Origin of the sequence: Corallococcus terminator (assembly GCF_049194865.1) — a bacterium.
Taxonomy (GTDB): Bacteria; Myxococcota; Myxococcia; order Myxococcales; family Myxococcaceae; genus Myxococcus; species Myxococcus terminator_A.
The window spans coordinates 92,726-118,241 of sequence record NZ_JBLZWL010000076.1; the positions used below are offsets into that span (position 1 = coordinate 92,726).

Genomic DNA, 25,516 nt, shown 5'->3' on the forward strand with positions numbered 1-25,516 from the left:
TCGACCAGCGAAGTAGGAGATTGTGGGTTCGGTTTCATAGGCCTGGGGCCGCGCGGAGTGAAGTGGGGCCCGGGCGGCGGAGATCGCACATAGCAATCCAGGAGCCACCCTCCGTCCACTTCTGGTCCTACCTACGCCCAGGGGGGTTCCCTCCCTTTCCCCCTCTGAGACGGAGCGGCGGATCCGAATCACGGATCCAGATTCTGGAAACCGGACCGAATGACCCACCCGGGTAGAGCACTGCGGGCTCGCTTTGACCCGTCAACCCAACGCGACGGGTCCGCGTTGACGTGTCAGCCCGGGCCATGAGCGTCCGGCCGAACCGTAACGCACCCCGCCAAAGCAAAAGGGGCCCCCCTTCCGGAGAGCCCCTTCGCGTGGCGCCAGGACGCGGCTGCGTCCGTCGAAGCGCTAGAAGATTTCCTCAAGCCACTCGCGCATGCGGCCCTTCACCTTCTTGTACACGTTCTCTTCGCGGATGCGGAACATGCGCCGGTCCAGGTGCTTGGCGCCGTAGACCACGAGGCCCACGCCCGTCGCGTACATCGGGCTCTTCACCACGTCCACCAACCCGCCGATGCCGCGCGGCATGCCCCGGCGCACCGGCAGCCCGAGCACTTCCTCGGCCAGCTCCGGCATGCCCGCCAGCAGCGTCGAGCCGCCCGTAATCACCACGCCCGAGGCCAGCAGGTCCTCGTAGCCGCACTTCTGAATCTCACGGTGCACGAGCTGGAAGATCTCCTCCACGCGCGGCTCCAGGATTTCGCACAGAATCTGCCGCCCGAGGACGCGGGGCTGACGGCCGCCCACGCTCGGAACCTCCAGCGTGTCGTCCTTGTTGATGAGCGACGCCAGCGCGCAGCCGTACTTCTGCTTGATGCGCTCGGCCTCATGGGCCGGCGTGCGCAGGCCGATGGCGATGTCGCTGGTGAGGTTGTTGCCGCCCAGCGCAATCACCGCCGTGTGGACGATGGAGCCGCCAGAGAAGATGGCGATGTCCGTGGTGCCGCCGCCGATGTCGACGAGGCACACGCCCAGCTCCTTCTCGTCCTCGCCCAGCACCGCCTCGGCGCTCGCCAGCGGCTGCAGGACGATGTCGGAGACATTCAGGCCCGTCCGGTTCGCGCACTTGACGATGTTCTGCGCGCTGGAGACGGCGCCCGTGACGATGTGCACCTTGGCCTCCAGGCGCACGCCCGCCATGCCCAGGGGCTCTTTGATTCCGCCCTGGTCATCGATGATGAACTCCTGGGGCAGGACGTGGATGACCTCCCGGTCCAGGGGGATGGCCACCGCCTTCGCCGCGTCGATGACGCGCGCGATGTCCGCCTCGCGGACCTCCTTGTCCTTCACCGCCACGATGCCTTGGGAATTGAAGCCCTTGATGTGGCCACCGGCGATGCCCGTGTAGACGTGGGAGATCTCCGCGCCCGCCATCAGCTCCGCCTCTTCAATCGCGCGGCGGATGGAGGAGACGGTCGCCTCGATGTTGACCACCACGCCCTTGCGCAACCCCTTCGACGGATGCGTCCCGATACCGATGATGTCGATACCGCTGTCGGTCAGCTCCCCGACGATGGCGCAAATCTTCGTCGTGCCGATGTCGAGGCCGACAATAATCTCCCCCGACTTCTGCTTCGCCATGACAACCCTCCCAGGCCCCCCACTCTCGTGAAAGGGGCGTCCTCTTACTGCCTCGCGCTCCCGTTCCTCTCGGACACGGGGCTCGAAAGCTTCACCGCCACCCAACCGGGCCGGGCCCGGTTATCCAGGTGAATGATCTCCGCTGCAAGCCCCCTGGCGCCCAGTTCGCGCCGGACACGGCCCATCCGCTGCAGCTTGACCTCGGAATTTCCTTCGCCTAGGCGCACTTCCTGTCCGGAAGCGGCCACCAGCGTCACGTCCCGCCCATCCATCCGCACCTCGGACAACCGCTCCGGCTTGCCCGGCGACTCCTTCGCGTACGCCCGCGCCACCTCGAGCGCCGCCTGGAACCGCTGGCGCGCCACGGCGGGGTCCGTCACGTAGCCCTCGCGGTCCACCCCGGTGACGAGCGGCAAATCCAGCCCGTCCCCCGGCGTCACCCGCTTGAAGGGCTCGCCCTCTTCGTCCAGCACGTACAGCTCCCCCATCACCGCCAGCGCCTCCGGGACGTGCTCGGACACCTCCACGGAGACGCGGTTCGGGAAGCGCCGCGTCACTTCCACCTTCTTCACCCACGGGTGCTGAAGCATGGCTCGCTCCAACGCCCCTACCTCCAACGCCCAGAGGTTCTGACCCTTCGTCAAAGCCGCCAGGCGCAGCAGCTCCACGCGCGATGCGCGCTGAAGTCCGGTGAAGGACACCGCCGCCAACTCGAACCGGGGCGACACCAGCGCCCACCGGCGCAATTCCACCCCGCCCCACACCAACAACCCCGTCACCAGCGTCAGCGCCACCACCTTCACCACGCCCGGCCCCTGCGAGCGCACGGCGCCCTTCACGGCCTCATTTCGCTGGGCAGTGTCTTGACGGCGGCGATTTTTGCTTCGACCGAAGGCCATGGTGTGGGAACGCTGGGACCCATGCTGCGCGCGGATGGATCTCCACGCCAGTTTTTGGCTACAGCGACGTCGCTGTAGCGCCCCAGCCTCACGAGAGGCCGGGACTTCGAGGGGGATTCGACGAGGGGGAAGGCTGTTTCAGGCCTTGAGACATGCGCCTTGCAACAGGCGCTCGCACAGGGCCGGGAAGTCGATACCACGTCCCGCGGCAATCTTGGGCAGGAGGCTGGTGGCCGTCATGCCCGGCAGCGTGTTGGTTTCCAGCAAGAACACATCGCCTCCGTCGGTGACGATGACGTCCGAGCGCGAAGCCCCCGCACAGCCCAGGGCCCGGTGCGCGCCCAGGCACACCTCGTTGACCCGTGCATACTGATCCGGAGGCAGGGGTGCGGGGAAGAGGTACTGCGTTCCCGTGCCCGCCTTGTACTTGGCATCGTAGTCGTAGAACTCGCGGGCGGCGCGGACCTCGATGACACCCAGCGCCTCATCGTCCAGCACTCCACCCTGCACTTCTCTTCCCTTGACGAACTGCTCCACCAGGAGGGTGCCCGCGTACTTCGCGGCGTCCTTCACGGCGGCGTCGTAGTCCGCGCGAGCCTTGCAGATGTGCACGCCCACGCTGCTGCCCTCGCGGCTGGGCTTCACCACCACCGGGAAGCCAAACCCCAGCGAGTCCCCCGCCGCCAGCGCGGACGCCTCGTCGGCGAAGGCGCGGTATGCGGGCGTGGGGATGCCCTGCGCGATGAAGACGAGCTTGGCGTAGACCTTGTCCATGGCCATCGCCGACGCGAGCACGCCACTGCCCGTGTACGGGATGAACATGGACTCCAGCAGTCCCTGGAGGCTGCCGTCCTCGCCGTAGCGGCCGTGCACCGCCAGCCACGCCACATCCACCTTCTCCGCGATGAGGCGCGCGGGCAGGTCCTTGCCCACGTCGATGTCCACCACGTCGTAGCCCAGCGAGCGCAGCGCGCCCGCCACGGCGGCTCCCGTGCGCAGGGACACCTCGCGCTCGGACGACAGCCCGCCATACAGCACACCCACGCGCTTGTTCTTGAGCTCGTCCTTCGAGAAGGCGCCGCGATTCGCTGTCATGGCAGGAACTCTCCCACGCGTTTGACTTCGGGTTTCATATCGACACCGGAGTGCTCATGTACACGCGTCCGCATCAGCGTGATGAGCCCCAGCACGTCCCGGGCAGTCGCCCCGCCCAGGTTGACAATCCAGTTGGCGTGCAGCGTCGAAATCTGAGCCCGCCCCAGCGTGTGCCCCTTGAGGCTCACGAGCTCAATCAGCCGCCCGGCATGGTCTCCGGGGGGATTGGTGAAGACGCTGCCGAAGTTGGGCTGGCTCAACGGCTGCGTCCGCTTGCGGTAGCCCAGGTCCGCGTCCATGGCGACCTTGGAGGCGGCGACATCGCCCTTGGGCAGCCGGAAGCGCACCCGCGTCACCACGCCCCCAGGAGGAAGCTCCGAGTGCCGGTACGCATGCGGTATCTGCGCCTTCTTCAGCCACCCCACCCCGTCGGGCGAGGCGATCTCCACCGCCTCGATGACCCGGAAGGCCTCGCCGTTCTTGGTGCCCGCGTTCATCGCCACCGCGCCACCCAGCGTCCCGGGGATGCCCGCGAGGAACTCCGCGCCCACCAGGCCCTGGCCACGCATCACGTTGACGAGCTTCACGATGGCCGCGCCCGCGCCCAGGGTGACGAGCCCGTCCTCGGGCCCCACTTCGATGAGCTCGGGGAACAGGTCCCCTGGCAGCTTCACCGTGACACCGGGCACCCCACCGTCACCCACCAGCGTATTGGCGCCACCGCCGAGAATGGTCACGGGAGCGCTCTCGTCCCGCGCGAGCTTCAGCAAGGCGACGAGCGCATCGGGCGTGCGCGGACGCACCAGCGCCTCCGCCGCGCCGCCCACCCGGACGCTGATGAGCGGAGCCAGCGGCTCGCCGGCCTTCACTTCGCAGTCCGGCAGTCGCTCCACGCGAGCCGCCAGCGCCGTCTTCACGCCTGCTTCCACCATGTCGGCTAGCCCTTCGTCAGAGCCGCGTTGCCTAGCAGGCCGAGCAGGTCGGGCCCCACGTGGGTGATGTCACCCGCGCCGAGCGTCAGCACCAGGTCTCCCTCGCGCAGCCGGGGCAAGAGCGCCGCCGGCAGGTCCGTGCGCTTGGGGACGAACGTCACGTCGCGGTGGCCGTGCGCGCGGATGGCCTCTGCCAGCGCGTCACCGGTGGCGCCCGGAATGGGCTCCTCGCCGGCCGCGTAGACATTGGTGACGAAGAGCACGTCCGCGTCGTTGAACGACGTGGTGAACTCCTTCAGCAAGTCGTGCGTGCGCGTGTAGCGGTGCGGCTGGAAGGCCACCACCACGCGGCGACCGAAGGCGCGCCGGGCGCCCGCCAGCGTGGCCAGCACCTCCGTGGGGTGGTGCGCGTAGTCGTCCACCACGGTGATGCCCTTGGCCTCGCCCTTCACGGTGAAGCGCCGCTGCACGCCGCCGAACTCGGCCAGCGCGGTGCGCACCGTCTCCAGCGGGATGTCCATCTCCTCCGCCACGGCGATGACGGCCAGCGCGTTGAAGGCGTTGTGCGCGCCCACCATGCGCACGCGGAACTCGCCCAGGTCCTCCTCGCGGCGGAACGCATGGAACGTCGTCGTGAAGCCGTCCAGGGCGATGCTCTCCAGTCGGTAGTCCGCCATGTGCGAACTGCCGTAGGTGACGAAGCGCTTCTCGATGCGCGGCAACAGCGCCTGGACGTTGGGGTTGTCCAGGCACAGCACGTTGAGGCCGTAGAAGGGCACCCGGTTGCAGAACTCCACGAAGGCCGTCTGGAGCACTTCCAGCGAGCCGTAGTGGTCCATATGCTCGGGGTCGATGTTGGTGACGATGGCGATGGACGGGTGCAGCTTGAGGAAGCTGCCGTCGCTCTCGTCCGCCTCCACCACCATGAGCTCGCTCTTGCCGAGCTTGGCGTTGGAGTCGAGCACGTTCACCTTGCCGCCCACCACCGCCGTCGGGTCCAGGCCCGCCGCGCTCAGCACGGTGGCCACCATGGACGTCGTCGTCGTCTTGCCGTGGCTGCCCGCCACCGCGACGGAGTACTTCAGCCGCATCAGCTCCGCGAGCATCTCCGCGCGGGGGATGACGGGAATCTTCCGCTGGCGCGCGGTGACGACCTCCGGGTTGTCCTTGCGCACCGCGGACGAAATCACCACCACGTCGGCTTGGACCAGGTTCTGCGCCTTGTGCCCCTCAAAGATGGTGGCGCCCATGCGCGTCAGGCGTCGGGTGATGTCGCTCTCCTTCAAGTCGGAGCCGGACACCCGGTAGCCCAGGTTGATGAGCACCTCGGCGATGCCGCTCATGCCGATGCCGCCGATGCCCACGAAGTGCACCTGCGCGGCGTGCCGCGTCTTGAAGAGGCTGGGGGGCTTGTTCTTCGTCACGACTTGCTCCTGGGTGCCGTCTTCGCCTCGGGGGTGGGACGCTCGCGGCCCGTGGGGCCCCAGGTCTGCACCATCAGGTCCACACACACGTCGGCCAGCTCCTTCGCCGCCTCGGGACGGCCCAGCAGCGCCGCCTTCTTCTCCATGCCCTTGAGCCGCCCGGGCTCCGACTTCAGCGCCCGCAGCGTCTCCGCCAGCTTCGCGCCCGACAGCTCCGACTCCTGGAACATCAACGCCGCGCCCGCGTCCACCAGCGCCCGCGCGTTCACCGTCTGGTGGTCATCCGTCGCATGCGGGAAGGGAATCAGGATGCTCGCCTTCTTGCAGACGGTCAGCTCCGCCAGCGTGGTGGCACCGGCGCGACAGATGACCAGGTCCGCCATCGCGTACGCGCTCGACATGTCGTCGATGAACTCCACCACGTCCGCGTGAAAGCCCTTGTCCGCGTAGCCCTTGCGCACCATCTCCAGGTCGTTCTTCCCCGTCTGGTGCACGAAGCGCAGGCCTTCCTTCAAGTCGCCCAGCGAGTCGAGCGCCTCCAACATCCGCTGGTTGATGCCGCGCGCGCCCAGGCTGCCGCCGAAGACGAGCACCGAGAAGTTCTCGTGCGCCACATGGCTGCGCAGGTAGTTGTCCATCAGCTTGCGGCGGATGGGGTTGCCGATGAGCTGCACCTTCTTCTCCGGGAAGAAGCGCCGCGCTTCATCGAAGGCGATGAAGACCACGCGCACCACCTTGCCCAGGAGCTTGTTGGTGAGGCCCGGCAGCGCGTTCTGCTCCTGGATGGCGGTGGGGATGCCCATCAGCCACGCGGCCAGGACGACGGGCCCGCTCGCGTAGCCGCCCACGCCCACCACCACGTCCGGCTTCTGCCGGGCGAGGATGCGGAACGACTCGATGAAGGCCAGCGGCAGCGCGAAGAGCGCCTTGAGCAGGGAGAAGAAGCCCTTGCCCTTCAGGCCCTGCACCTTCACCAGCTCCAGCGGATAACCCTCGCGCGGAACGACGCGCGCCTCCAGGCCCCGCTCCGTCCCCACGAAGACGACTTCGTTGGCGTGGTGACGCGTCACCACCTCTTCCGCCAGGGCGATGCCCGGGAAGAGATGACCACCGGTGCCGCCCCCCGCGATGAGCACCTTCACGCCGCCACCTCCCTCAAGTCCGAACCCGCACGCGCGCTCCGAGGCGCTCCCTGCGCACTGGCGCTCAGCGACAGCAGCACGCCCGCCGCGCCCATCAGCACCACCAGCGACGTGCCACCGTACGAGACGAACGGCAGCGTCAGTCCCTTCGTCGGGAGCAGCCCCATGGCCACGCACATGTTCACCGTGGCCTGGAAGGCGATGATGGAGGTGAAGCCCAGCCCCAGGTACGTGCCGAACGTCTCCCCCGCCGCCAGGCTCGCGCGCACGCCGCGCCACAGGACGAGGGCGTAGAGCGACACGAGCACGCCCACGCCAATCAGCCCCGTCTCCTCACCGAGGATGGAGAAGATGAAGTCGGTGTGCGCTTCCGGCAGGAAGAAGAGCTTCTGCCGGCCGTCGCCCAGCCCCAGGCCCACCACGCCACCAGAGCCGATGGACATGAGCGACTCGGCGACCTGATAGCCCACGTCGTGCCGGTGCGCCCACGGGTCCAGGAAGGCCAGGATGCGCTTCATGCGGTACGGGCTGGAGGCAATCGCCACGTACGCCAGGGGCAGCGCGAGCAGGATGGAGCCGACCAGGTAGCTCAGCTTCGCGCCCGCGGCGAACAGCAGCACGAACAACATGAACACCAGCAGCACGCTGCTGCCAAAGTCGGGCTGGAGCATGCAAAGCATCACCAGGATGCCGCACAGCGCCAGGTGCGGGACGAAGCCCACGGAGAACGTCGCCACCTTCTCGCGCTTCTTCGCCAGCGAGTAGGACAGGTAGACGACCCACGCGAACTTGGCGACCTCGGCAGGCTGGAGGCTGAAGCCCGGCAACCGAATCCAGCGCCGCGCGCCACCCGCCGTGGAGCCGATACCGGGAATGGCCACCAGCACCAGCAGCACAATCGCCGCGAGCAGCAGCGGATAGGCGAAGCGCGCCAGCTTGCGCCAGCCCACCTTCATCGCCACGGCCATCACCACCAGGCCCAGCCCGGCCGCGGTGACCTGCCGCTTGAAGAAGTAGAGGCTGTCGCCGAGCTTGTCCTGCGCCAGCACCGCGCTCGCCGAGTACACCATCACCAGGCCCATCGTCACGAGGCCGAGCACGGCGCACAGGAGGATGGGGTCGAACCGCACGGGAGCGTTCGACGGAGGAGAGGTCTTCATGCCGTCACAGCGCTCCGACCAGGCGCTTGAAACTATCGCCCCGGTCCTCGAAGTTCTTGAACTGATCGTACGACGCACATGCGGGCGACAGCAGCACCGTGTCACCCGCCTTCGACAGCTCACGCGCCTTCGCCACCGCCGCCGCCAGCGTGCCGCACGCATGCACCGCCGCCTGCCCCTCGTACGCCCGGGCAAGCAGCTCCGCGTCCGCGCCGATGGTCAGCACGCCCTTCACCTTGCCCCGTCCCGCTTCCACCATGGGCGTGTACGGCGCGCCCTTGCCCTTGCCACCGGCAATCAGCCACAGCCCGTCCTGGAACGCGTGCAGCGCCACGAGCACGGAGTCCACGTTCGTGGCCTTCGAGTCGTTCACCCACTCCACCCCGTCCAGCACCCGCACGCTCTCCAGCCGGTGCGGCAGGCCCGGGTAGCTGTCCAGTCCCGCCTGCACCGCCTCGACCGACACGCCGCCCAGCCGCGCCAGCAGCGTCGCCGCCATCGCGTTCTGCGCGTTGTGGGCGCCTCGCAGCGCGCGGTTGTTCAGCCGGTACTTCTCGCCCTGGAAGTCCAGCCGGAAGCCGCCCTCCTCCGCCACCGCGAGCCCCGCCAGCTTCGGCGCGTCCACCACCGGCTTGCCCGTGACGCTGAAGCCGTACACGGGCACGCGCGCCTGGCGCGCCAGCGCGAGCACGTCCGCGTCGTCCGCGTTCACCACCGCGAAGTCACCCTCTCGCTGGTGGTGGAAGATGCGGGCCTTGGCCTCGCCGTACGCGCCATGGTCCGCGTACCGGTCGATGTGGTCCGCCGTGAGGTTGAGGATGGCGGCGCCGCGCGGGCGCAGCGTCTGGATGCTCTCGAGCTGGAAGCTGGACAGCTCCACCACCAGCGCGTCCCAGTCACCCGGTGACAGCGCGGCCTCGCTGAAGGGCCGGCCCAGGTTGCCACCGACGAAGGTGCGCTTCCTGCCCTGGAGGAACAGCTCTCCGGTGAGCGCCGTGGTGGTGCTCTTCCCGTTGGTGCCCGTGATTCCGAACAGCGGCACCGACTCCAGGAAGCGCCACGCCAGCTCCACCTCGCCCCAGATGGGCACGCCCGCGGCGGCGGCGGCGCGCAGCTCCGGCAGCGCCAGCGGCACGCCCGGGCTCACCACCACCAGCGCCTGCGACTCCAGGAGGCCCGGCGTCGCGGGGTCGGTGACGAGCGTTGCGCCCAGCGCTTTCACTTCACGGGCCACATCGCCCAGCGCGTCCTCGCTCCGGGCATCCAGCGCCGTCACGCTCGCGCCCCGCTGCGACAAGAGGCGCAGCGCCGCCACGCCGCTCTTCGCAAGCCCGTACACCAGCACCTTCTGCCCGGACAGCGCGAACGTCATGGATGTTCCACCCCTCGGGAGAATCAGCGCAGCTTGAGCGACAGGAGCGCCACGCCACCACAGAGGATGGAGACGATCCAGAAACGGACGATGATCTTCGGCTCGGCCAGGCCCTTGAGCTCGAAGTGGTGGTGCACCGGCGCCATCTTGAACACGCGCTTGCCGGTCATCTTGAAGGAGGCCACCTGAATCATCACGCTCAGCGCCTCCGCGAAGAAGATGCCGTGGATGATGGCGGACACCACCTCGTTCTTGGACAGCACCGCCAGCCCGCCCAGGGCGCCACCCAGCGCCAGCGAGCCGATGTCCCCCATGAACACGGAGGCCGGATACGTGTTGAACCAGAGGAACGAGATGCCCGCGCCGACGATGGCCGCGCAGAACACGGCCAGCTCCGCGCCGCCCGGCACCTGGAGGATGCCCAGGTACTGCCACAGCGGCGTGGCCACCAGCTTCGTCGTGCCACCCGCCGTCACCGAGTCCGCGATGCTCAGCGTGGTGCCCGCGACGTAGCAGAGCACCGCGAAGGTAATCGCGGAGACGATGGTGGGGACAATCGCGAGCCCGTCCAGGCCGTCGGTGAGGTTCACCGCGTTGGACGTGCCCACGATGACGATCCACGCGAAGACGACGTAGAACCAGCCCAGGTCCAGGTTGAACCAGTGGGACGGGATGAAGGGCATCGTCAGCCGCGTGTTGATGAGCAGCGTGGGGCCGAACGAGCCGTCCGGCTGCGTCCACGTCGTCAGCAGGCCGAAGACGGCGATGAGGAAGAAGACGGTCTGCAGCGCCATCTTCTTGCGCCCCGCCAGGCCCTTGGAGTTGCGCTTGGACAGCTTGAGCCAGTCGTCCAGGAAGCCGATGAAGCCGTAGCCGAACGTCAGCAGCAGCACCACCCAGACGGCGCGGCTCTTCAGGTCCGCGAACAGCAGCGTGCCCGCCGCGATGCAGATGAGGATGAGCGCGCCACCCATGGTGGGCGTGCCCTTCTTCTTCTGGTGCGAGTCCGGCGTGTCCTCGCGGACGTTGCTCTGTCCGTGCTGCTTCAGGCGCAGCCTCGCGATGAGGCGCGGCCCAATCAACATGCCCAGCACGAGCGCGAAGACCCCGGCGGCGATGATGCGGAAGGTGGGGTAGCGCAGGAAGTTGAGAACCCGCCCCGCTTCCGTGTTCTGGATGAGCTCGTAGAGCAGATACAGCACTAGTGGTTTCCTCCGGAGGACGCGGGCGTGCCCGTCAATGCGGCCACCACCCGCTCCAGCCGCATTCCGCGGCTCGCCTTCACCAGCACCACGTCGTGGGGGCGAAGCCTCGGCGTCAACCACGCCACCAGGGGCTCCACCTCCGTGAAATGCGCCGCGGACTCGCCCAGCCCCGCGTGCTTGAAACCCTCTGCCGAGCGCGGGCCGAAGAAGGCCACCAGCGCCGCCTTGCTCGCGACCTGCCCGCCCAGCCGCGCGTGCTCCTCGAGCTCGCCCGGCCCCAGCTCCAGCATGTCGCCCAGCACCGCCACCGCGCGGCCCCCGGGCGTCACCAGCGTGCCCAGCGTCTCCAGCGCCGCGTCCATGGAGGCGGGGTTCGCGTTGTAGCAGTCGTCAATCACCGTCACGCCACCCCGCCCATCCACCACGTTGAGGCGCCGCGCGTACGGCTTCGCCGCCTCCAGCCCCTTCACGCACTCCTCCGCCGTGTAGCCCAGCGCCAGCGCCACCGCGAAGGCCGCCGTCGCGTTCTGCGCGTTGTGCGGCCCGATGAAGCTCAGCCGCACCGGCCACTCGCGGCCCAGGTGGCGCACCGTGGCCACCATGCCGTCCCGGCCCTTCGTCTCCACCGACATCAGCCGCACGTCCGCGCCGTCCGCGCGGCCGAAGGTCAGCCGGTTCGCTTCGCTGCGCTCGGCTTGCGCGGGGATGAGCGCGTCGTCCGCGTTGACCACAATCGTGGTCCCATGCCCCATCTCCTGGAACAGCTCCCCTTCCGCGTCCGCCACGCCCTGGAGGCTGCCCAGCCCCTCCAGGTGCTCGGGTTGGACGACGGTGATGACGCCCGCGTCCGGCCGCACCACGCGGGTGAGCCGCTGGATTTCGCCGGGCCGGTTCATCCCCACCTCGATGACCGCCGCCACGTGCTGGGGCTCCAGCCGGAACAGCGTCAGGGGGACGCCCACTTCGTTGTTGAAGTTGCCTTCCGTCTTCAGCGCCGGCCCGCGCGTGGCCAGGATGGCGCCCACCATCTCCTTGGTGGTCGTCTTCCCGTTGGAGCCGCCCACCGCGCAGATGGGGATGCGGAAGCGCTGACGGTGGTGGCGGCCCAGGGCCCCCAACGCCATCAGCGTGTCGTCGACCTCGTAGAGCGTGAAGCCCTCCGGCAGCGCGGGCAGGGCACGGCCCCGCCCCACCACCGCGCCGGACGCCCCACCCTTCGCCGCGACGTCCACGAAGGCGTGGGCGTCGAAGCGCTCACCCACCAGCGCCACGAAGAGGCACCCCAGGGTGAGTGACCTCGTGTCGGTGCAGACGGCCTCGAAGGCGGCCGGCCCGGGACTTCCGAGCCGGGTCGCCCCCGTCGCCTGCACCACCTCTTCGTCGCTGAATCGAGCTGCCATAGGGGTGTGGGGCGTCCCGTCCGCGAGCCTTCTCAGCCGGCGGTGCGGCTCGCCAGCGCCTTGGCGGCGGCCTGGCGGTCATCGAAGCTGAGCTTCTCCTTGCCCACCTGCTGGTAGGTCTCGTGGCCCTTGCCAGCGATGAGGACGACGTCGTCCGCGCCCGCCAGTGCAATGGCCTGCTCGATGGCGGTGCGACGGTCCGCCTCCACGAGGTAGCCCTTCTCGCCCGACTTCGCCTTGTTCGCGGAGATGCGGCGCAGGCCGCCCTTCTCCACGCCCGACGTCACCTGGCTGATGATCTCCTCCGGGTCCTCCGTGCGCGGGTTGTCGCTGGTGATGACCGTCAGGTCCGCGGACTCCGCCGCCACCGCGCCCATCAGCGGACGCTTGCCCTTGTCCCGGTCGCCTCCGCAGCCGAAGACCGTGATGACACGGCCCTTGGCCATCGCACGGGCGGCCTCCAGCGCGCGCTTGAGCGCGTCGTCGGTGTGCGCGTAGTCCACGAACACGGCCGGAGCCCCGGCGGGGCCGTAGTTCTCCACGCGCTCCATGCGGCCAGCCACGGGCGTCATCCGCTCGATGCCGACCTTCACGTCGCTGCGCGAGAAGCCCGCGCCGATGCCGATGCCCACCGCCAGGAGGATGTTCTCCAGGTTGTGGGGCCCCAGCAGCTTGCTCTTCAGCGCGATGTCACCCGAGGGCGTCTTCAGCGTGCCAGTGATGCCGGCCAGCGTGAAGGTGACGTCCGAGGCGGAAATCTCACCGCTGCCCGCGCGGCTGAACTTCCACGCCATGCGCTTCTGACCGCGCTGCTCGTTGTAGATGCGGCTGGCGTACGTGTCGTCGCCATTCACCACGGCCACGCCCGTGGCGGACAGGTTCTCCGCGAAGAGCTTCCGCTTCGCCTGGAAGTAGTCCTCCATGTCCTTGTGGTAGTCGAGGTGGTCGCGGCTCAGGTTGCTGAAGCCCGCGGCCTTGAAGGTCAACCCGTGCACGCGCTCCTGCGCGAGCGCGTGGCTGGACACCTCCATCACCACCGTCTCCACACCCGCGTCCACCATCTCCCGGAAGATGCGGTGCAGCTCCAGCGGATCCGGCGTCGTGTTGGCCGTCTCCACCGTCTTGCCCCCGAACTTGTAGCCCAGGGTGCCGATGACACCCGTGGACACGTAGGCCGCCGCGCTCATTGCCTCCAGCAGGAACGACGTCGTCGTCTTCCCATTGGTGCCGGTGACAGCCAGCAACGTCAGCTTGTCGGCCGGCCGGCCATGGAAGTTCGCGGCGATGAGGGCCAGCGCCTTGCGCGCGCTGCCCACCTTGAAGAAGGGCACCTGCGAGGAGGGCACCGGCTTCTCGGAGACCACCGCCACGGCTCCGCGTGACACGGCCTCCCCGATGAACTGGGCACCATCCTCCTTGGTGCCGGGAATGGCGATGAACAAGTCGCCAGGCTTCACATGCCGCGAGTCCTGGGTCACACCGGTGACGTCGACCGCGGAACGACCACCCGAGGTCTGCTCGGCACCACACCCTGCGAGGACATCCGTCAGCTTCATCTCTTCCCCTTCACACGCATTGCAAGCGCGGGGCCTGGAACGAGCGCGGCCTCATTGCCGCGTCGCGAGCTCCAGCGTCACCCGGGCCCCCTTCTCCACCAGCGAGCCGGCGGCGGGGGTTTGAGACACCACACGACCACTGCCCAGTACTTGTGGCTCGAGCGCCGCGGCGAGCAGTTTCACCACGGCCTCGCGACCTCCGGCACCCTGGACGTCCGGCACACGCACCGTGCCGGGCTCAGGGCTCTCCGAAACCGCCTCCTCCAACGCCGGCCGAGCGGGCTCGGTGGCCTTCGCCACCGGCTTCGCCGCGACAGGCACGGGGGATGCGGCGGCCACGGCCACCCCGGGTGCCACCGTCCGAGACGGGGGCACGGCCAGGTGGGCCATGGCAGCGGTCGCAATTTCCTTGAAAGCAGGGGCAGCCACGAGCCCCCCGTACACGTCTGTCTTGGGTTCGTCCACCACCACGAGGATGACAATGCGCGGATCCTCGGCCGGCACCATGCCGACAAAGGACGCAATCCGCTTGTCCGAGTAGCCCCGAGCCACCGGATCCGCCTTCTGGGCCGTTCCGGTCTTGCCAGCCACCCGGTACTCCTCCATGGCGGCCTTGGGCGCGGTGCCTCCCTTGACCACCACGCTTTCGAGCATGCTCACCACCTGATTGGCCACCTTCGCGGAAACCGCCCGGCGGACCTCGGTGGGGCGATTCTCAAGCAGCACCACCCCATCCGGGTCCACCACCTTCGACACGAGGTAGGGCCGCATCAGCACGCCATCGTTGGCCAGCGCACCATAGGCCGCCGCAATCTGCACGGCGGTGGCCGTCATACCCTGCCCGAAGGACTGGGTCGCCAGGGAGACTTCCGCCTTCGGGAAGGGGATGACGCCCCGCCCCTCGCCCGGCAGGGCCAGCCCCGTGCGCTCGGCGAAGCCGAAGGCATGGTAGCCGGCCACCATCTTCTCGCGTCCCAGCACCTGGGCGATTTTCGCCATGCAGATGTTGGAGGAGACCTGGAGGATGCCCCGGGGCGCCAGCCACCCGTAGGAGTGCGTATCGTTGATGGTGTGGCGGCCCACGCGCCAGGCGCCGTTCTCACAGAAGAAGACGCTCTCCTCGGTGACGGACTTCTCTTCCAGCGCCGTGGCCACCACGAAGGGCTTGGTGGTGGAGCCGGGCTCGAAGGTGTCCAGCGCTCCGCGGTTGCGCACCGCTCCGCGAGTGATGCTCTCCGGGGTGTTGGGGTTGAAGCGGGGGTGGTTGGCCAGCGCCAGCAGCTCCCCCGTCTTCGGATCCAACGCCACCACCATGCCGGCGATGCCCTTGGCCTCCTCCACCGCCTTGGCCAGCGACTTCTCCGCCACGTACTGGAGATGACGGTCCAGGGTCAGCGTGACGGCGGCGCCCTGGCGCTCCAGCGGATCCAACACGCCCTGCACCAGCAGCTTGCGGCCCTTGGCGTCGCGGAAGCCCGACATGCGGGAGTTCTGCCCGGACAGCTCGTCCTCGAAGGCCAGCTCCAGGCCCTCCAGGCCCTTGCCGTCCATGCCCACCATGCCCACGACGTGGGCCCCCAGCTCGCGCTGCGGATAGAAGCGCTTGGGCTCCTTGGTGAAGCCCATGCCGGGCAGGCCCAGCGCCTTCACGGCGGCGACTTCCTGGGGCTTGGCCTGACGCTTCACCCAGGCGAAGCGCTTGGAGCGCGCCAGCCTGGCGCCCAGCTCGTCCGCGTCCACCTTCAGCGCCTTGGCCAGCGAGCGAGCGGCCTGACGCACGTCGGGCAGCATCGATGGATCCACCCAGATGGAGTCCACCTCCACGCTCTGGGCCAGGGGCGTGCCGCGCCGGTCGAAGATGTCGCCCCGGCGGGCGGGAATCTCAATCTGGCGGACGTACTGGTCCTGCGCCATTCCGCGCAGCTTCTCCTGCTCGAAGACCTGCAACTGCACGGCCCGACCGAAGGCGACACCCAGGAGCAACAGGAAGAGGCTGAACAGCAGCTGCACGCGCAGCTTCAGTCCCTTCGCGTTGGACTCCGGGGCCCGTGTCGCCTTGAAATCCCTCACCGGCCCGAGCCTCCACGGCCCGCCACGCGTACGCCAGGCTTGTCTTGCGACGGGGACGGGGCGGACGCGGAAGCGCTGCCTCGAGACGGCTTCTCCGCGGACAGCGACACCACCGCGCTGCCGGCGGGCATCGTCATGCCCAGCTGCTCGCGCGCCACGCGCTCCAGCCGGCCCGGCGCCTTGAGCGTGGCCAGCTCCAGCTTGAGCCGGTCATTCTCCCGCGTGAGCGAGCGGCTCTCCGCCTCCGCGCGGGACAGCCGGTAGCCCATGTCCACCACCATCACCCGGCTGGTGACGTGGAGCATGCCCACGCCAGCGAAGAGGGAGAACAGGAGGACGGCGGGCAGGAGGTGCAACAACACCCCCGTCAACGACACGGAGCCACGCTGGGAGGACGACGCCTTGCTCATCGCACTTTCTCCACCACGCGCAGGTGCGCGCTTCGAGAGCGGGGGTTGGCCGCCACCTCTTGCTCCGAGGCGGCCACGGCCTTCTTCGTCACCACGATGAAGTTGCCCACGCTGGCGCAGACGCAGATGGGAAGGCCCGGAGGACAGGTGCAGCGGCCCTCCAGCGTGCGAAAGCCTTCCTTCACCTTGCGGTCCTCCAGCGAGTGGAAGGAGATGACCGCGGCGCGGCCACCCACCTTGAGCAGCGCGGGCAGCGCGGCCAGGAGCGAGTCCAGCGCCTCCAGCTCCTGATTCACCGCCATGCGCAGCGCCTGGAAGGTCCGGGTGGCGACGTGGATCCGCGTGGGCCACGCCTTGCGAGGCACCGCGCGCTTCACCACTTCGGCGGCCTCCAGCGTGCGCGTGGGCAGCGCGCGCTTGAGCTCGCGGGCGATGGGCCGGGCGAAGGGCTCCTCGCCGTACTCCTTCAGGATGAGCGCCAGCTCTGACTCGTCCGTGGACGCGATGAGCTCCGCGGCGGTGGGGCCGTCCGGGCCCATGCGCATGTCCAGCGGGCCCTCCTTCATGAAGGAGAAGCCGCGCTCGGCCACGTCGAGCTGAGGGGAAGAGACCCCCAGGTCCACCAGCACGCCGTCCACCGGGAGCAGCTCCGCGGCCACGCGGGTCAGGTCCGCGAAGTTGCCGGAGCGGCCCTGGAAGCGGGGGTTGGGCCCCAGGCGGGCGGAGGCGGCGGCGAGCGCCACCGGGTCGCGGTCCACGCCCACCACGGACGCGCCCTGAGCCAGGAGCGCCTCCGTGTGGCCACCACCCCCCAGTGTGCCGTCGATGATCACCTTGCCCGCTCCGGCTCGCAGCAGCTCCACCGCTTCACGCAGAAGGACGGTCTGATGCTGGAAGTCCAAGTCCCCCACGCGGTCAGACGAAGGGAGCCCGCGCGAGGCTGAAAGCGGCGCGGGCGTCGTTCATGTGCGGGTAGATTTCGAACGCGTCGTGCGCGCCCGCCGCCCGGAAGATGGCGGCCAGGTACGGCGACAGTCCGGACAGCTTCAAGTCACCACCCGTGCGGCGGAACGCCTCGGCCCGGGCCATCAGCGGCTTGACGCCCCGGTAGTTGAGGTGGCCGACCTCGGACAGGTCCAACACCACCTGACGCAGGCCCCGGTGCATGCGCTGGGTGAGCTCGTCGCACAGCTTCAGCAGGTCCTGCTCGCTCAGCTCGCCCTCCAGCATGAGCGTCTCCACGCGGTCGGCCCCCGCCAGCGCGCTCGCCGCCCTCCGCCGAACCTCCAGAACCTGATTCATACGCGTGCCACCCTCTCGGGACTCCGGCCTTCTGTCGACTTTCCAGCTATGGGTGCCGCAGCTCGGAAAGCACCTTCATCACGTCCGCGGAGGCCGCTTCCTGCCGGGCCTCTTCCTGGGCCTTCGCCCAACCCTCGCGGCTCCAAAGTTCGATCACCTTCACCATCCCCGCCCACACCACGTCCTTCTCCAGCCCCGCGTACGTCCTGAGCGACGGCGGAATCAGCAGCCGCCCCAGCCGGTCCAACGGGCACTCCTGAGCGCTGGCCACGTACAGGCGCATCAGCGTCTTCACCCCGGGCTCCATCGGATTGCGCCGCGCGAGGGACGCCTCGAGCGCCTCCCACTCCCGCACCGGGTAGGCGTGGAGGCACCGGTCCAGGGCCGTGGTGATGATGAGCCGCTCGTCATAGGCCCCCACCAAGGTCTCCCGGAGCTTCGCCGGGAGGCTGGTCCGCCCCTTCGCGTCGATCTGGTGCTCATAGACGCCTCGGAACACGGGGGACGATCCACCTTTTCAGCCCTTCAGGGGATGAAGCTCCACTCCTTCCCACTTCTTGCCACTACCGGGCGGCATTCATACGCGGCCCCCCAGGGGGGGTCAAGAAAGCGCAACAGGTTGGAACACGCCGCCAGTGGGTTCCCGACATCCAGACAACCCGTCACACCTGGAAGGTCAGGTGTTTGGCGCGTCGCGGCGCCCTACCCGTGGGGAGGGGGCAAACTTGAGCTCCCTCCTGGAAGGGCGCAGAGTGACGGGTGCGTGAACACGAACGTGCGACTGAAGGTGGCCTACAAGAGCCCGCAGTCCCTGGTGGGGGAATACACGCGCAGCGTGGGTCAAGGTGGCGCCACGCTCCAGACGCGTCGCAGTCTCCCGTTGGGAACCCGCTTCACTTTCGAGCTGCATGCCGGAGGTGTGCCACGGCCCGTGGAGGTGCTGGGCGAGGTGGTGCAGGTGGAGCCCCGCGAGGAGCGCAACTACCTGGTCACCGTGCGCTACGGGGCCAGCGAGGACCGCACCGCGCTGGACGCCGTGCTCCAGCGGATCTTCGCCGCCCAGGAGCAGGAGGGGCTGCGGCGCTTCCCCCGGCTCCCGCTGCACCTGCGCGCGGTGGAGGCCACGCCCCTGTCGCCGACGTTCCTCGTCCGGGATATCTCTCGCGGCGGCGTGGGGCTGGAGGTGCTGGCGCCCACCCTGCCCCGCCATGTCCGGGTGGGCACGCCCTTCCTGCTGGAGATGGACCTGACGGAAGGGTCGCTGCTCTTGCACGGCGAGGTGGTGTGGACGTCGTCGGTGCCCCGGAAGAACGCCACCGAGGCGACGCCGGGCTTCGGCGCGACCTTCGGCCGGCTGCGGGCGCCCATGCAGCAGCGGCTGGACGCGCTGCTCGCGCTGGAGTCACTGCCCCCCGCGCCCTGGAAGGCGCGGGTGAGCTTTGGAATGGACGCCGTGACGCGGATGCCGTGACGGCGCTTCGCTACTCCGTGAAGGGGTAGCCGCCGGCGGACTCGATGGCGGCCACCACCGTCTCGCGCAGCTCCGCGGGGTTGTAGGGCGTGAAGACGTCCAGCGTGGCCAGCCGCTTCAGCTCCTTGTCCAGCGCGTCCCCCTGGAGCGTCGCGCACAGCGCGCGGCGCGTCCTGTCGTAGGAGCGGGGGATGCTGTCGAACGCGAACAGGCGCACCAGCGCCAGCCGCACCGGATCCAACGTTCCACCCGCCGCGGCCTGCCGGGTGCGCGTCACCAGCGAGTCCAGGGCGAAGGCGTCCATCACCACGTCGGAGAGCGCGGCGAGCACCTCCTGGTGCTGCTCCAGCTCCGGGCCGAACTTCTCCGCCGCCACGCGCAGGCCGTGGAGCGCCAGGCGCTTGGCGACCTCGGCGGCCACCTCCTGCGGGGCCAGCGCGTCGTGGGTCCGGGCCTGGGGCTTCTCGCCTCGCGCCAGCTCCTCCGCCACGTTGCCCGCCATGGCGAACAGCGGCAGGTCGCCCTTCACCGCGCGCTTGAGGAGCATGCCGGTGATGAGCATGCGGTTGATTTCGTTGGTGCCTTCGAAGATGCGGTTGATGCGCGCGTCGCGGTAGGCGCGCTCGACGGGGTACTCCTCGATGTAGCCCGCTCCGCCGTGCAGCTGCACCGCGTCGTCCACCACGTGGCCCAGGGCCTCCGAGCCGTAGACCTTCATGATGGAGGACTCGATGGCGTACTCCTCCACGGCGGCCAGGAGATGCCCCTCGTAGCCGGGGGCGGACTTGTCGCGGGCGGCGAGGCGCGCGTCGACGAGCCCCGTCGTGCGGTAGGTCATGCTCTCCAGCGCGTAGACGAGCGCGGCCATGCGCGCCAGCTTCTCGCGCGACAGCGGGAAGCGGACGATGGGCGTGCCGAACTGCTTGCGCTCCTGCACGAAGCGCAGCGCGTTGCCCAGTTGGAGCTTCATGCCCCCGAGCACGCCCGCGCCCAGCTTCAACCGGCCGTAGTTGAGGATGTTGAAGGCAATCTTGTGGCCCTTGCCCACCTCGCCCAGCAGGTTCTCCGCGGGGACGCGCGCGTCCTCGAAGTAGAGCGGGCATGTGGACGAGCCACGGATGCCCATCTTGTGCTCCTCCGGTCCCACCGTGAGGCCCGGGGTGTCCTTCTCCACGATGAAGCCGGTGAACTTGTCGCCATCCACCTTGGCGAAGACGATGAAGACGTCCGCGAAGGCCGCGTTGGTGATGTAGAGCTTGGAGCCGTTGAGAATCCAGTGCTTGCCGTCCGGCGAGCGCACCGCCTTCGTCTTCGCGCCCAGCGCGTCACTGCCGCTGCCCTGCTCCGTGAGGGCGTACGCCGCCACCCACTCGCCGGTGCCCAGCTTCGGCAGGTACTTCGCCTTCTGCGCGGCGTTGCCAAACCAGACGATGGGCAGCGAGCCGATGCCCGTGTGCGCGCCGAACGTCACGGACCAGGAGCCGTTGAGGCTCATCGCCTCCGCGAGCAGCAGCGACGTGGTCTTGTCCAGGCCGGTGCCGCCGTAGGCCTCGGGGATGTCCACGCTGAGCAGCCCCAGCTCGCCCGCGTGGCGCAGCAGCTCGCGCAAGAGCGCGTTGTCCTTGTGTTCGATTCGAGCGGCCTGGGGCAGCACCTGCTCCCGGCTGAACTGGAGCGCCGTCCGGAAGAAGAGGCGTTGCTCCTCGGTGAAGGTCTCCGGCGTGACGAAGCGGGAGGTGCCGACCTCCTGGAAGAGAAAGGCCCCTCCGGTGGGAATTTCCTTCGACGCGGCGGGCTCGTTGACTGCGGCCATCGATGATCTCCCAGATGTGCGGAGGGCCTCGCTTCCGTCGAGCGGACACGCGGCCCATCCCTGGCAAGCTATGAAGCGCCGCATCATAGGAGGAGTGGCGAGCAGGCCAGCCCTTTTCTCTCGGGTTCAGCGCGGCGGTTTCGCCAGGCGGGACCGAGGTGGCACACGACCGTTCCGCTGGGCGGAACCGTCGCTGTCGAGCGCCGAGGGCACACTCGCCTCATGCCCTCGGCTCCCGAGACCTTCGCGGTGCGCGTCGACGTCGGTCCGACGGCACCGCCATGACGAGCAACAGGGACTGGACTCAGCGGAGACCTGGATATGCGTTTCGCAGCCAGTTCGTGAACATGGACGTGCCTTGGTGAGAGCCCTCTGGATTGAGGGCAGTTCCATGTTCGGGACGCCGCCTCACGGTCTCCATTGGCCACGGGGACAGAGGAGAAAGAGCACACTCACAAGCACATCTCCTCGCGAAGAACCCTGCGGGGAAACGTCTGCCCCGCTATCGAGCCCGCGTGTTTGTGCCGCCAGGAACAGTCGCTCGCGCCGGCTCGGGCCCTCGCCTTTCACAATGCCTACCCATGCGTCCTCACTTCAATCAGGAGCCCTCTTCCGCTCCTGTGAATGGGGGAGTTCATGCGAATGGGAACACGGGTGTTGTCGTGGCTGTGCGTCGTGGGCGTCATCGCGGGGAGCGCGAGGTCGACCGCCGCCGAGCCTCTCGTGGGAGAGTTGTCGTGGTCCCGTCAGCTCAGCGGCCCCGGAGAAGAGGCCGGACAGATTGCCTCCGGCAGGGACGGAAGCGTCGTCTCCTTCATCAACTTCACCGGAAGCATCAACGTCGGTGCGGGCCCCATCCAGGCACCGGGGGGTCCGACAGCCCAGGCACTCGCGCTCGTCCGGTATGACGCTCTGGGCACGCCGACCGTCCTCCGCGTCATCAGCGGGTTCTACGGCTTTCGTCACGTCGTGGATGCCCAGGGCAACATCGTCATCCTCGTCACGACCTTCGGCGTCGGTCCTGGCAGTCTGTTCAGCGACGGATTCCAGTTGGTGAAGCTCGACTCCACCGGCACCCTGCTCTGGCTGCGTCCCATCCCCACCACGGACATCTTCGTCCAGGGGCTCGCGATTGACCGCGATGGCAACATCGGCATCGCTGGCTACACCGTGACGTCACAAGGCAGCCCCAGGCTCACCTTTCTCAAGCACAACTCCGAGGGCACCCGGCTGTGGCGCTTCGTCGACGCGAACACCCCCCAGAGCTTCAGCCGGACGGCCATCGCCGACAGCGACGGCAACTTCTACGTGGCGGGCGATGCCCAGGGTCCCACGGTTTCCTCGGAGCCCTACCTCGTCAAGCTCTCACCCGGAGGACAGCCGCTCTGGCGCCGGCGACTGGTCGGCGCGCTGGGCTTCGGCCTCGGCATCGCCACCCATGGCAACCGCGTGGTGATGGTCGGCACGTACGCCTTCACCTTCACCTTCGCCGGACAGAGCCACACGTCCAGCGGCAACCTCGGCATCAACCAGGACGCGTTCATCGCCGCCTGGACGCTGGATGGCGAGGAGCGATGGGCGCATGACTTCGGCTTCGACATCGACAGCGTCGCCATGGACGAGCACGACGGCGTCACCGTCGTCGGCGGCTATCAGGCGGGCAGCTCCGACCTGGGCATCCTGGGCCCACTGCCCGGCAACCCGTCGAGCGCCGCCAACGTCTACGTCGCGAAGTTCGACCGCATCCAGGGCCAGCGCCGCTGGGTGCGCACCTTCCCCAGCGGCCTGGACCGCGGCTCTCCCGGTCTCGACGACGGCTCCATCGCCGTCACCAAGGACGGCCGCGCCACGGTCCTCGGCGTCTTCCACGACACGCTCCAGGTGGGCGCTCAGACGTGGACCGCGAGCGGCATCTCGGACCTGTTCCTGTTCGGCTTCCAGCCCTGAGCGTCAGCCCCCGTCCCTGACGTGAGGCGTCGGGAAGACGAGGCACAGGGTGTCGAACAAGGGTTCGCCCGGGGCCGTGTACACGGCTCCGAGCGCCCGCGCGGCCTGCGCGACTTCGGTGCCGAACGAGGGCACGAGGCAGATGTCCTCGGACTGCTTGAAGCGTCCCTCGAGCAGCACCAACCCGTGCCGCAGCATCGCCAGGTCCTGACGCCCCTCGCGCACCGGCACCGAGGGGCCATTCGCATCCGGCCCGGGGAGCTTGCCCACGCTGGTGCTCAGCTCGAAGCCATCCGCGCGCTGGATGATGCGCAGCTTTCCCGGCGCCACCTCCGCCAGCCACGCGCGAAAGCCGTCCTCGTCACGAAGGACCAGCGGATACGCCACCGGCGCGTCCGGATGCGCCAGCCACACCACCTTGGCGGAGTCTCGAAGCATCGCGAGCAGCTCGGAGACCTGCACCAGGAACGTGTCTGCGTCCGGCACCAGCAGGACTTCACGCCCCTTCACCCTCTCCGCGAGCCGCCCGAGGGACTCCGGACGCGAGGGCTCGAACACCTCCGACCCGAGTCGCGCCTGCTCACCCGAAAGCGACAGTCGCAGCGCATCGGACGGAAGGGCCTCGCCATACACGGGCGCGTCGCGACGAGTGCTCGAGCCTCCATCCTCGGGCGCTCGGCCGCCACCCGGGGAGAGCGACGGCAGGGGCTCGGGCTTCAGCGACTGCAGCGGCTCCGCGGCCTTCTCCTCGCGACAGCCCACCACGACGAGCAGCAGCACCACGAGGCTTCGAGCACCGAGAGACGCGATTCGCTCCCGTGCGTCGACTCCCCACCGACGCCCCCCACGGCCCCGCGCCCCCGCGCCCCACCGCACGAACATCATGGCGTCGTCGGACCCGCCGTGGCGGGCAGCGCGGGCTTCGGCAGCGTGCTCGTGACACAGGCCGTGTCCGCCAGCCCCAGTCCCACGGCGTGCTCCGCCGCTTCACGCGCGTCCTTGAACAGCACCATGTCCTGGAAGCGCTTCGTGTCCTTCGTGCGCCCCGCGTCGCGGATGTAGACGGCCTTCACCCGCCCCGGGAACTCCTCGCGAATCTGCGCGTAGACCTCCGGGTCCTTCTCGCCCGAGTCCCCCACCAGCACGACAGGCAGCGAGAACTGCGTGAGCAGACGGCGGATGATGGGCTGCTTGTAGTTGGACAGCGACGAAGGGCCCAAGTCCCGCAGGTACACCCCGAAGCCCGCGGGGAACTGATGCCGCTCCAGGAACCCCCGCACGCGCGGCAGGTACTGGACGGGCGAGCCGCTCACCAGCGCGAACGCCGACGACGTCGCGGCGCCCCGCATGCAGCCGTAGAGCGCGGCCATGCCCGGCACCACCTCCTGCGTGTCCGAGTCCTTCAGCAACGCCGTCTCGACCAGCTTCGTCGGCTTCGTCACCTGCGTCACCGCCAGCGTGTCGTCGAAGTCGGAGACCACCAGCAGCGACGTCGTCGCCGGCAGCACCTCCACCCGAGCACTGGCGATGGCGCCCTCCACCCACGCCTCCGCTTCAGACGCGCCCTCCTTGAAGCGGCTGCCCTCGGGCGGCATCAAGGTCACCTCGAAGCCTCCGTCATGCCCGCTCGTCACGATGGCGGTGACGCCCTGGAAGCGCACCGACACCTTCGCGCCCTCCCAGTTGGGCGCCGTCAACCGCCGCAGGTTGCGCGACAGCGCCGAGCTACCGTCCGAGGGCGCCTCCTTCAGCACGCGCCCCTGAAGCATGACGCGCTCAGGCAACCCCAGCACGGGCGCGAGCAACACCGCCGGCGCCGCCACCGCGTGGGAGCCCCCGAGTAAGACGACCAGGACAAAGAGACGAGTGAGCATGTTCAACGGAATTTTCCCGTGTTAACGTTTCCGGAGGCCTGATGATAGCTTCGCGCGGGCCTCGAGACGCGTCGTGGAGTCGTGGAGGGGCGGCACAGCGGCCCGGTGCGCCCAGAGGAGCCGGAAGACACGTGGAGCACCCGTCCGAAGGGCTCGATTTCGGCAGGTACACGTTGCTCGAGCGCATCGCGACGGGCGGCATGGCGGAGATCTACCGCGCCCGGATGACGGCGGTGGCGGGGGTCACCAAGCCCGTCGTCATCAAGAAAATCCTCCCGGGCTACGCGGACAAGAGCGCCTTCGTCTCCATGTTCGTCAACGAGGCGCGCATCGCCGCGGGGCTGAGCCACGGCAACATCGCCCAGGTCTTCGACTTCGGCGAAGTGGGCGGCCAGTACTTCATCGCCATGGAGTGGGTGGACGGGCATCCGCTGTCACGGGTGCTGCGAAGGGCCCGCGAGAAGGGGCTCTACACCCTACCCCAACCGCTGGCCCTGCTGGTGACGGTGGAGGTGCTCGAGGGACTGGCCTACGCCCACACCCGCCTGGATGACCGCGGCCGTCCGCTGCACATCATCCACCGCGACGTCAGCCCGCAGAACGTGCTCCTGAGCTTCGAGGGCCAGGTGAAGCTGGTGGACTTCGGCATCGCCCGGGCCCGGCTCGCGGGCCATGGCGAGTCCGACGAGGCGGAGGCCAAGGGCAAGTACGCGTACTTCGCGCCGGAGCAGGCCCGGGGCCGGGAGCTGGACGCGCGCGCCGACATCTTCGCGGCGGGCACCCTGCTGTACGAGACGCTG

At 68.9% G+C, this 25,516-nt stretch carries 22 protein-coding genes; 3 read left to right on the forward strand and 19 right to left on the reverse strand.

What is annotated here, in order from left to right; genetic code table 11:
* Positions 1–411: 411 nt before the first annotated feature.
* From ftsA to mraZ, 16 genes are all read right to left on the reverse strand, one after another.
* Positions 412–1,644, reverse strand: a complete 1,233-nt coding sequence (gene ftsA / locus ACN469_RS24670) for a cell division protein FtsA (RefSeq protein WP_141648320.1) — start codon at positions 1,642–1,644, stop codon at positions 412–414.
* 44 nt (positions 1,645–1,688) lie between these two features.
* Entirely contained in the window at positions 1,689–2,543 is an 855-nt protein-coding gene (locus ACN469_RS24675) for a cell division protein FtsQ/DivIB (RefSeq protein ID WP_498771355.1), read from the reverse strand.
* A gap of 138 nt (positions 2,544–2,681) precedes the next feature.
* Complete coding sequence (locus ACN469_RS24680) at positions 2,682–3,638, reverse strand: D-alanine--D-alanine ligase (RefSeq protein WP_253992829.1); 957 nt, start codon at positions 3,636–3,638, stop codon at positions 2,682–2,684.
* Complete coding sequence (murB, locus tag ACN469_RS24685; protein ID WP_498771357.1) at positions 3,635–4,570, reverse strand: UDP-N-acetylmuramate dehydrogenase; 936 nt, start codon at positions 4,568–4,570, stop codon at positions 3,635–3,637. Before murB ends, ACN469_RS24680 begins: the two co-directional genes overlap by 4 nt.
* A 5-nt stretch (positions 4,571–4,575) precedes the next feature.
* On the reverse strand, positions 4,576–5,994 hold the full coding sequence (gene murC / locus ACN469_RS24690; protein ID WP_498771359.1) for a UDP-N-acetylmuramate--L-alanine ligase: 1,419 nt from the start codon (positions 5,992–5,994) through the stop codon (positions 4,576–4,578).
* Positions 5,991–7,136, reverse strand: coding sequence for an undecaprenyldiphospho-muramoylpentapeptide beta-N-acetylglucosaminyltransferase (gene murG / locus ACN469_RS24695; RefSeq protein ID WP_498771361.1), 1,146 nt, complete (start codon positions 7,134–7,136; stop codon positions 5,991–5,993). Before murG ends, murC begins: the two co-directional genes overlap by 4 nt.
* Positions 7,133–8,296, reverse strand: a complete 1,164-nt coding sequence (ftsW, locus tag ACN469_RS24700) for a putative lipid II flippase FtsW (RefSeq protein ID WP_498771362.1) — start codon at positions 8,294–8,296, stop codon at positions 7,133–7,135. Before ftsW ends, murG begins: the two co-directional genes overlap by 4 nt.
* A gap of 4 nt (positions 8,297–8,300) precedes the next feature.
* Positions 8,301–9,668, reverse strand: a complete 1,368-nt coding sequence (murD, locus tag ACN469_RS24705; protein WP_498771364.1) for a UDP-N-acetylmuramoyl-L-alanine--D-glutamate ligase — start codon at positions 9,666–9,668, stop codon at positions 8,301–8,303.
* A 23-nt stretch (positions 9,669–9,691) separates the two neighbouring features.
* Positions 9,692–10,870: a phospho-N-acetylmuramoyl-pentapeptide-transferase gene (gene mraY, locus ACN469_RS24710; protein WP_498771366.1), complete on the reverse strand. Its 1,179-nt coding sequence runs from the start codon at positions 10,868–10,870 to the stop codon at positions 9,692–9,694.
* Positions 10,870–12,273 (reverse strand): UDP-N-acetylmuramoyl-tripeptide--D-alanyl-D-alanine ligase, encoded by a 1,404-nt coding sequence (locus ACN469_RS24715; RefSeq protein ID WP_498771368.1) that lies wholly within the window; start codon positions 12,271–12,273, stop codon positions 10,870–10,872. The genes mraY and ACN469_RS24715 overlap by 1 nt, the downstream gene beginning before the upstream one ends.
* A 32-nt stretch (positions 12,274–12,305) precedes the next feature.
* A complete protein-coding gene (locus ACN469_RS24720) occupies positions 12,306–13,829 on the reverse strand; it encodes a UDP-N-acetylmuramoyl-L-alanyl-D-glutamate--2,6-diaminopimelate ligase (RefSeq protein WP_498771370.1) in 1,524 nt (507 codons plus the stop codon).
* 51 nt (positions 13,830–13,880) lie between these two features.
* On the reverse strand, positions 13,881–15,899 hold the full coding sequence (locus ACN469_RS24725) for a penicillin-binding protein (RefSeq protein ID WP_498771372.1): 2,019 nt from the start codon (positions 15,897–15,899) through the stop codon (positions 13,881–13,883).
* Positions 15,896–16,309 (reverse strand): cell division protein FtsL, encoded by a 414-nt coding sequence (ftsL, locus tag ACN469_RS24730; RefSeq protein ID WP_498771374.1) that lies wholly within the window; start codon positions 16,307–16,309, stop codon positions 15,896–15,898. Before ftsL ends, ACN469_RS24725 begins: the two co-directional genes overlap by 4 nt.
* Entirely contained in the window at positions 16,306–17,220 is a 915-nt protein-coding gene (rsmH, locus tag ACN469_RS24735; protein WP_498771376.1) for a 16S rRNA (cytosine(1402)-N(4))-methyltransferase RsmH, read from the reverse strand. The genes ftsL and rsmH overlap by 4 nt, the downstream gene beginning before the upstream one ends.
* 4 nt (positions 17,221–17,224) lie before the next feature.
* Complete coding sequence (locus ACN469_RS24740; protein WP_498771377.1) at positions 17,225–17,611, reverse strand: STAS domain-containing protein; 387 nt, start codon at positions 17,609–17,611, stop codon at positions 17,225–17,227.
* Between the two features lie 46 nt (positions 17,612–17,657).
* On the reverse strand, positions 17,658–18,110 hold the full coding sequence (gene mraZ, locus ACN469_RS24745) for a division/cell wall cluster transcriptional repressor MraZ (RefSeq protein WP_498771379.1): 453 nt from the start codon (positions 18,108–18,110) through the stop codon (positions 17,658–17,660).
* A 264-nt stretch (positions 18,111–18,374) separates the two neighbouring features.
* Here mraZ and ACN469_RS24750 point away from each other — a divergent pair, with 264 nt between their 5' ends.
* A complete protein-coding gene (locus ACN469_RS24750) occupies positions 18,375–19,082 on the forward strand; it encodes a PilZ domain-containing protein (protein WP_498771381.1) in 708 nt (235 codons plus the stop codon).
* A 10-nt stretch (positions 19,083–19,092) separates the two neighbouring features.
* Here ACN469_RS24750 and ACN469_RS24755 read toward each other — a convergent pair whose 3' ends face one another.
* Complete coding sequence (locus tag ACN469_RS24755; protein ID WP_498771383.1) at positions 19,093–20,895, reverse strand: acyl-CoA dehydrogenase FadE; 1,803 nt, start codon at positions 20,893–20,895, stop codon at positions 19,093–19,095.
* Between the two features lie 636 nt (positions 20,896–21,531).
* Between ACN469_RS24755 and ACN469_RS24760 the strand changes: the two genes are divergently transcribed.
* Positions 21,532–22,842 (forward strand): hypothetical protein, encoded by a 1,311-nt coding sequence (locus tag ACN469_RS24760; RefSeq protein ID WP_498771385.1) that lies wholly within the window; start codon positions 21,532–21,534, stop codon positions 22,840–22,842.
* Between the two features lie 3 nt (positions 22,843–22,845).
* On the opposite strand, the gene ACN469_RS24765 is transcribed toward ACN469_RS24760, so the two are convergent.
* Both ACN469_RS24765 and ACN469_RS24770 read right to left on the reverse strand, forming a co-directional pair.
* Positions 22,846–23,625, reverse strand: coding sequence for a hypothetical protein (locus tag ACN469_RS24765; RefSeq protein ID WP_498771387.1), 780 nt, complete (start codon positions 23,623–23,625; stop codon positions 22,846–22,848).
* A 98-nt stretch (positions 23,626–23,723) separates the two neighbouring features.
* Positions 23,724–24,716, reverse strand: coding sequence for a phosphatase domain-containing protein (locus tag ACN469_RS24770; RefSeq protein WP_498771389.1), 993 nt, complete (start codon positions 24,714–24,716; stop codon positions 23,724–23,726).
* A 131-nt stretch (positions 24,717–24,847) separates the two neighbouring features.
* Between ACN469_RS24770 and ACN469_RS24775 the strand changes: the two genes are divergently transcribed.
* The coding region (locus ACN469_RS24775) for a serine/threonine-protein kinase (RefSeq protein WP_498771391.1) at positions 24,848–25,516 on the forward strand (669 nt) is incomplete at its 3' end.

Excerpts from the sequence above, each read along its gene's own strand:
- ACN469_RS24680 (WP_253992829.1), bottom strand. The coding sequence starts at position 3,638 with ATGACAGCGAATCGCGGCGCCTTCTCGAAGGACGAGCTCAAGAACAAG.
- ACN469_RS24720 (WP_498771370.1), bottom strand. The coding sequence starts at position 13,829 with ATGAAGCTGACGGATGTCCTCGCAGGGTGTGGTGCCGAGCAGACCTCG.
- ACN469_RS24715 (WP_498771368.1), bottom strand. The coding sequence starts at position 12,273 with ATGGCAGCTCGATTCAGCGACGAAGAGGTGGTGCAGGCGACGGGGGCG.
- ftsW (WP_498771362.1), bottom strand. The coding sequence starts at position 8,296 with ATGAAGACCTCTCCTCCGTCGAACGCTCCCGTGCGGTTCGACCCCATC.
- ACN469_RS24770 (WP_498771389.1), bottom strand. The coding sequence starts at position 24,716 with ATGCTCACTCGTCTCTTTGTCCTGGTCGTCTTACTCGGGGGCTCCCAC.
- murB (WP_498771357.1), bottom strand. The coding sequence starts at position 4,570 with ATGGTGGAAGCAGGCGTGAAGACGGCGCTGGCGGCTCGCGTGGAGCGA.
- ACN469_RS24675 (WP_498771355.1), bottom strand. The coding sequence starts at position 2,543 with ATGGCCTTCGGTCGAAGCAAAAATCGCCGCCGTCAAGACACTGCCCAG.
- murD (WP_498771364.1), bottom strand. The coding sequence starts at position 9,668 with ATGACGTTCGCGCTGTCCGGGCAGAAGGTGCTGGTGTACGGGCTTGCG.
- ftsA (WP_141648320.1), bottom strand. The coding sequence starts at position 1,644 with ATGGCGAAGCAGAAGTCGGGGGAGATTATTGTCGGCCTCGACATCGGC.
- ACN469_RS24760 (WP_498771385.1), top strand. The coding sequence starts at position 21,532 with ATGCGAATGGGAACACGGGTGTTGTCGTGGCTGTGCGTCGTGGGCGTC.
- ftsL (WP_498771374.1), bottom strand. The coding sequence starts at position 16,309 with ATGAGCAAGGCGTCGTCCTCCCAGCGTGGCTCCGTGTCGTTGACGGGG.
- ACN469_RS24755 (WP_498771383.1), bottom strand. The coding sequence starts at position 20,895 with ATGGCCGCAGTCAACGAGCCCGCCGCGTCGAAGGAAATTCCCACCGGA.
- ACN469_RS24740 (WP_498771377.1), bottom strand. The coding sequence starts at position 17,611 with ATGAATCAGGTTCTGGAGGTTCGGCGGAGGGCGGCGAGCGCGCTGGCG.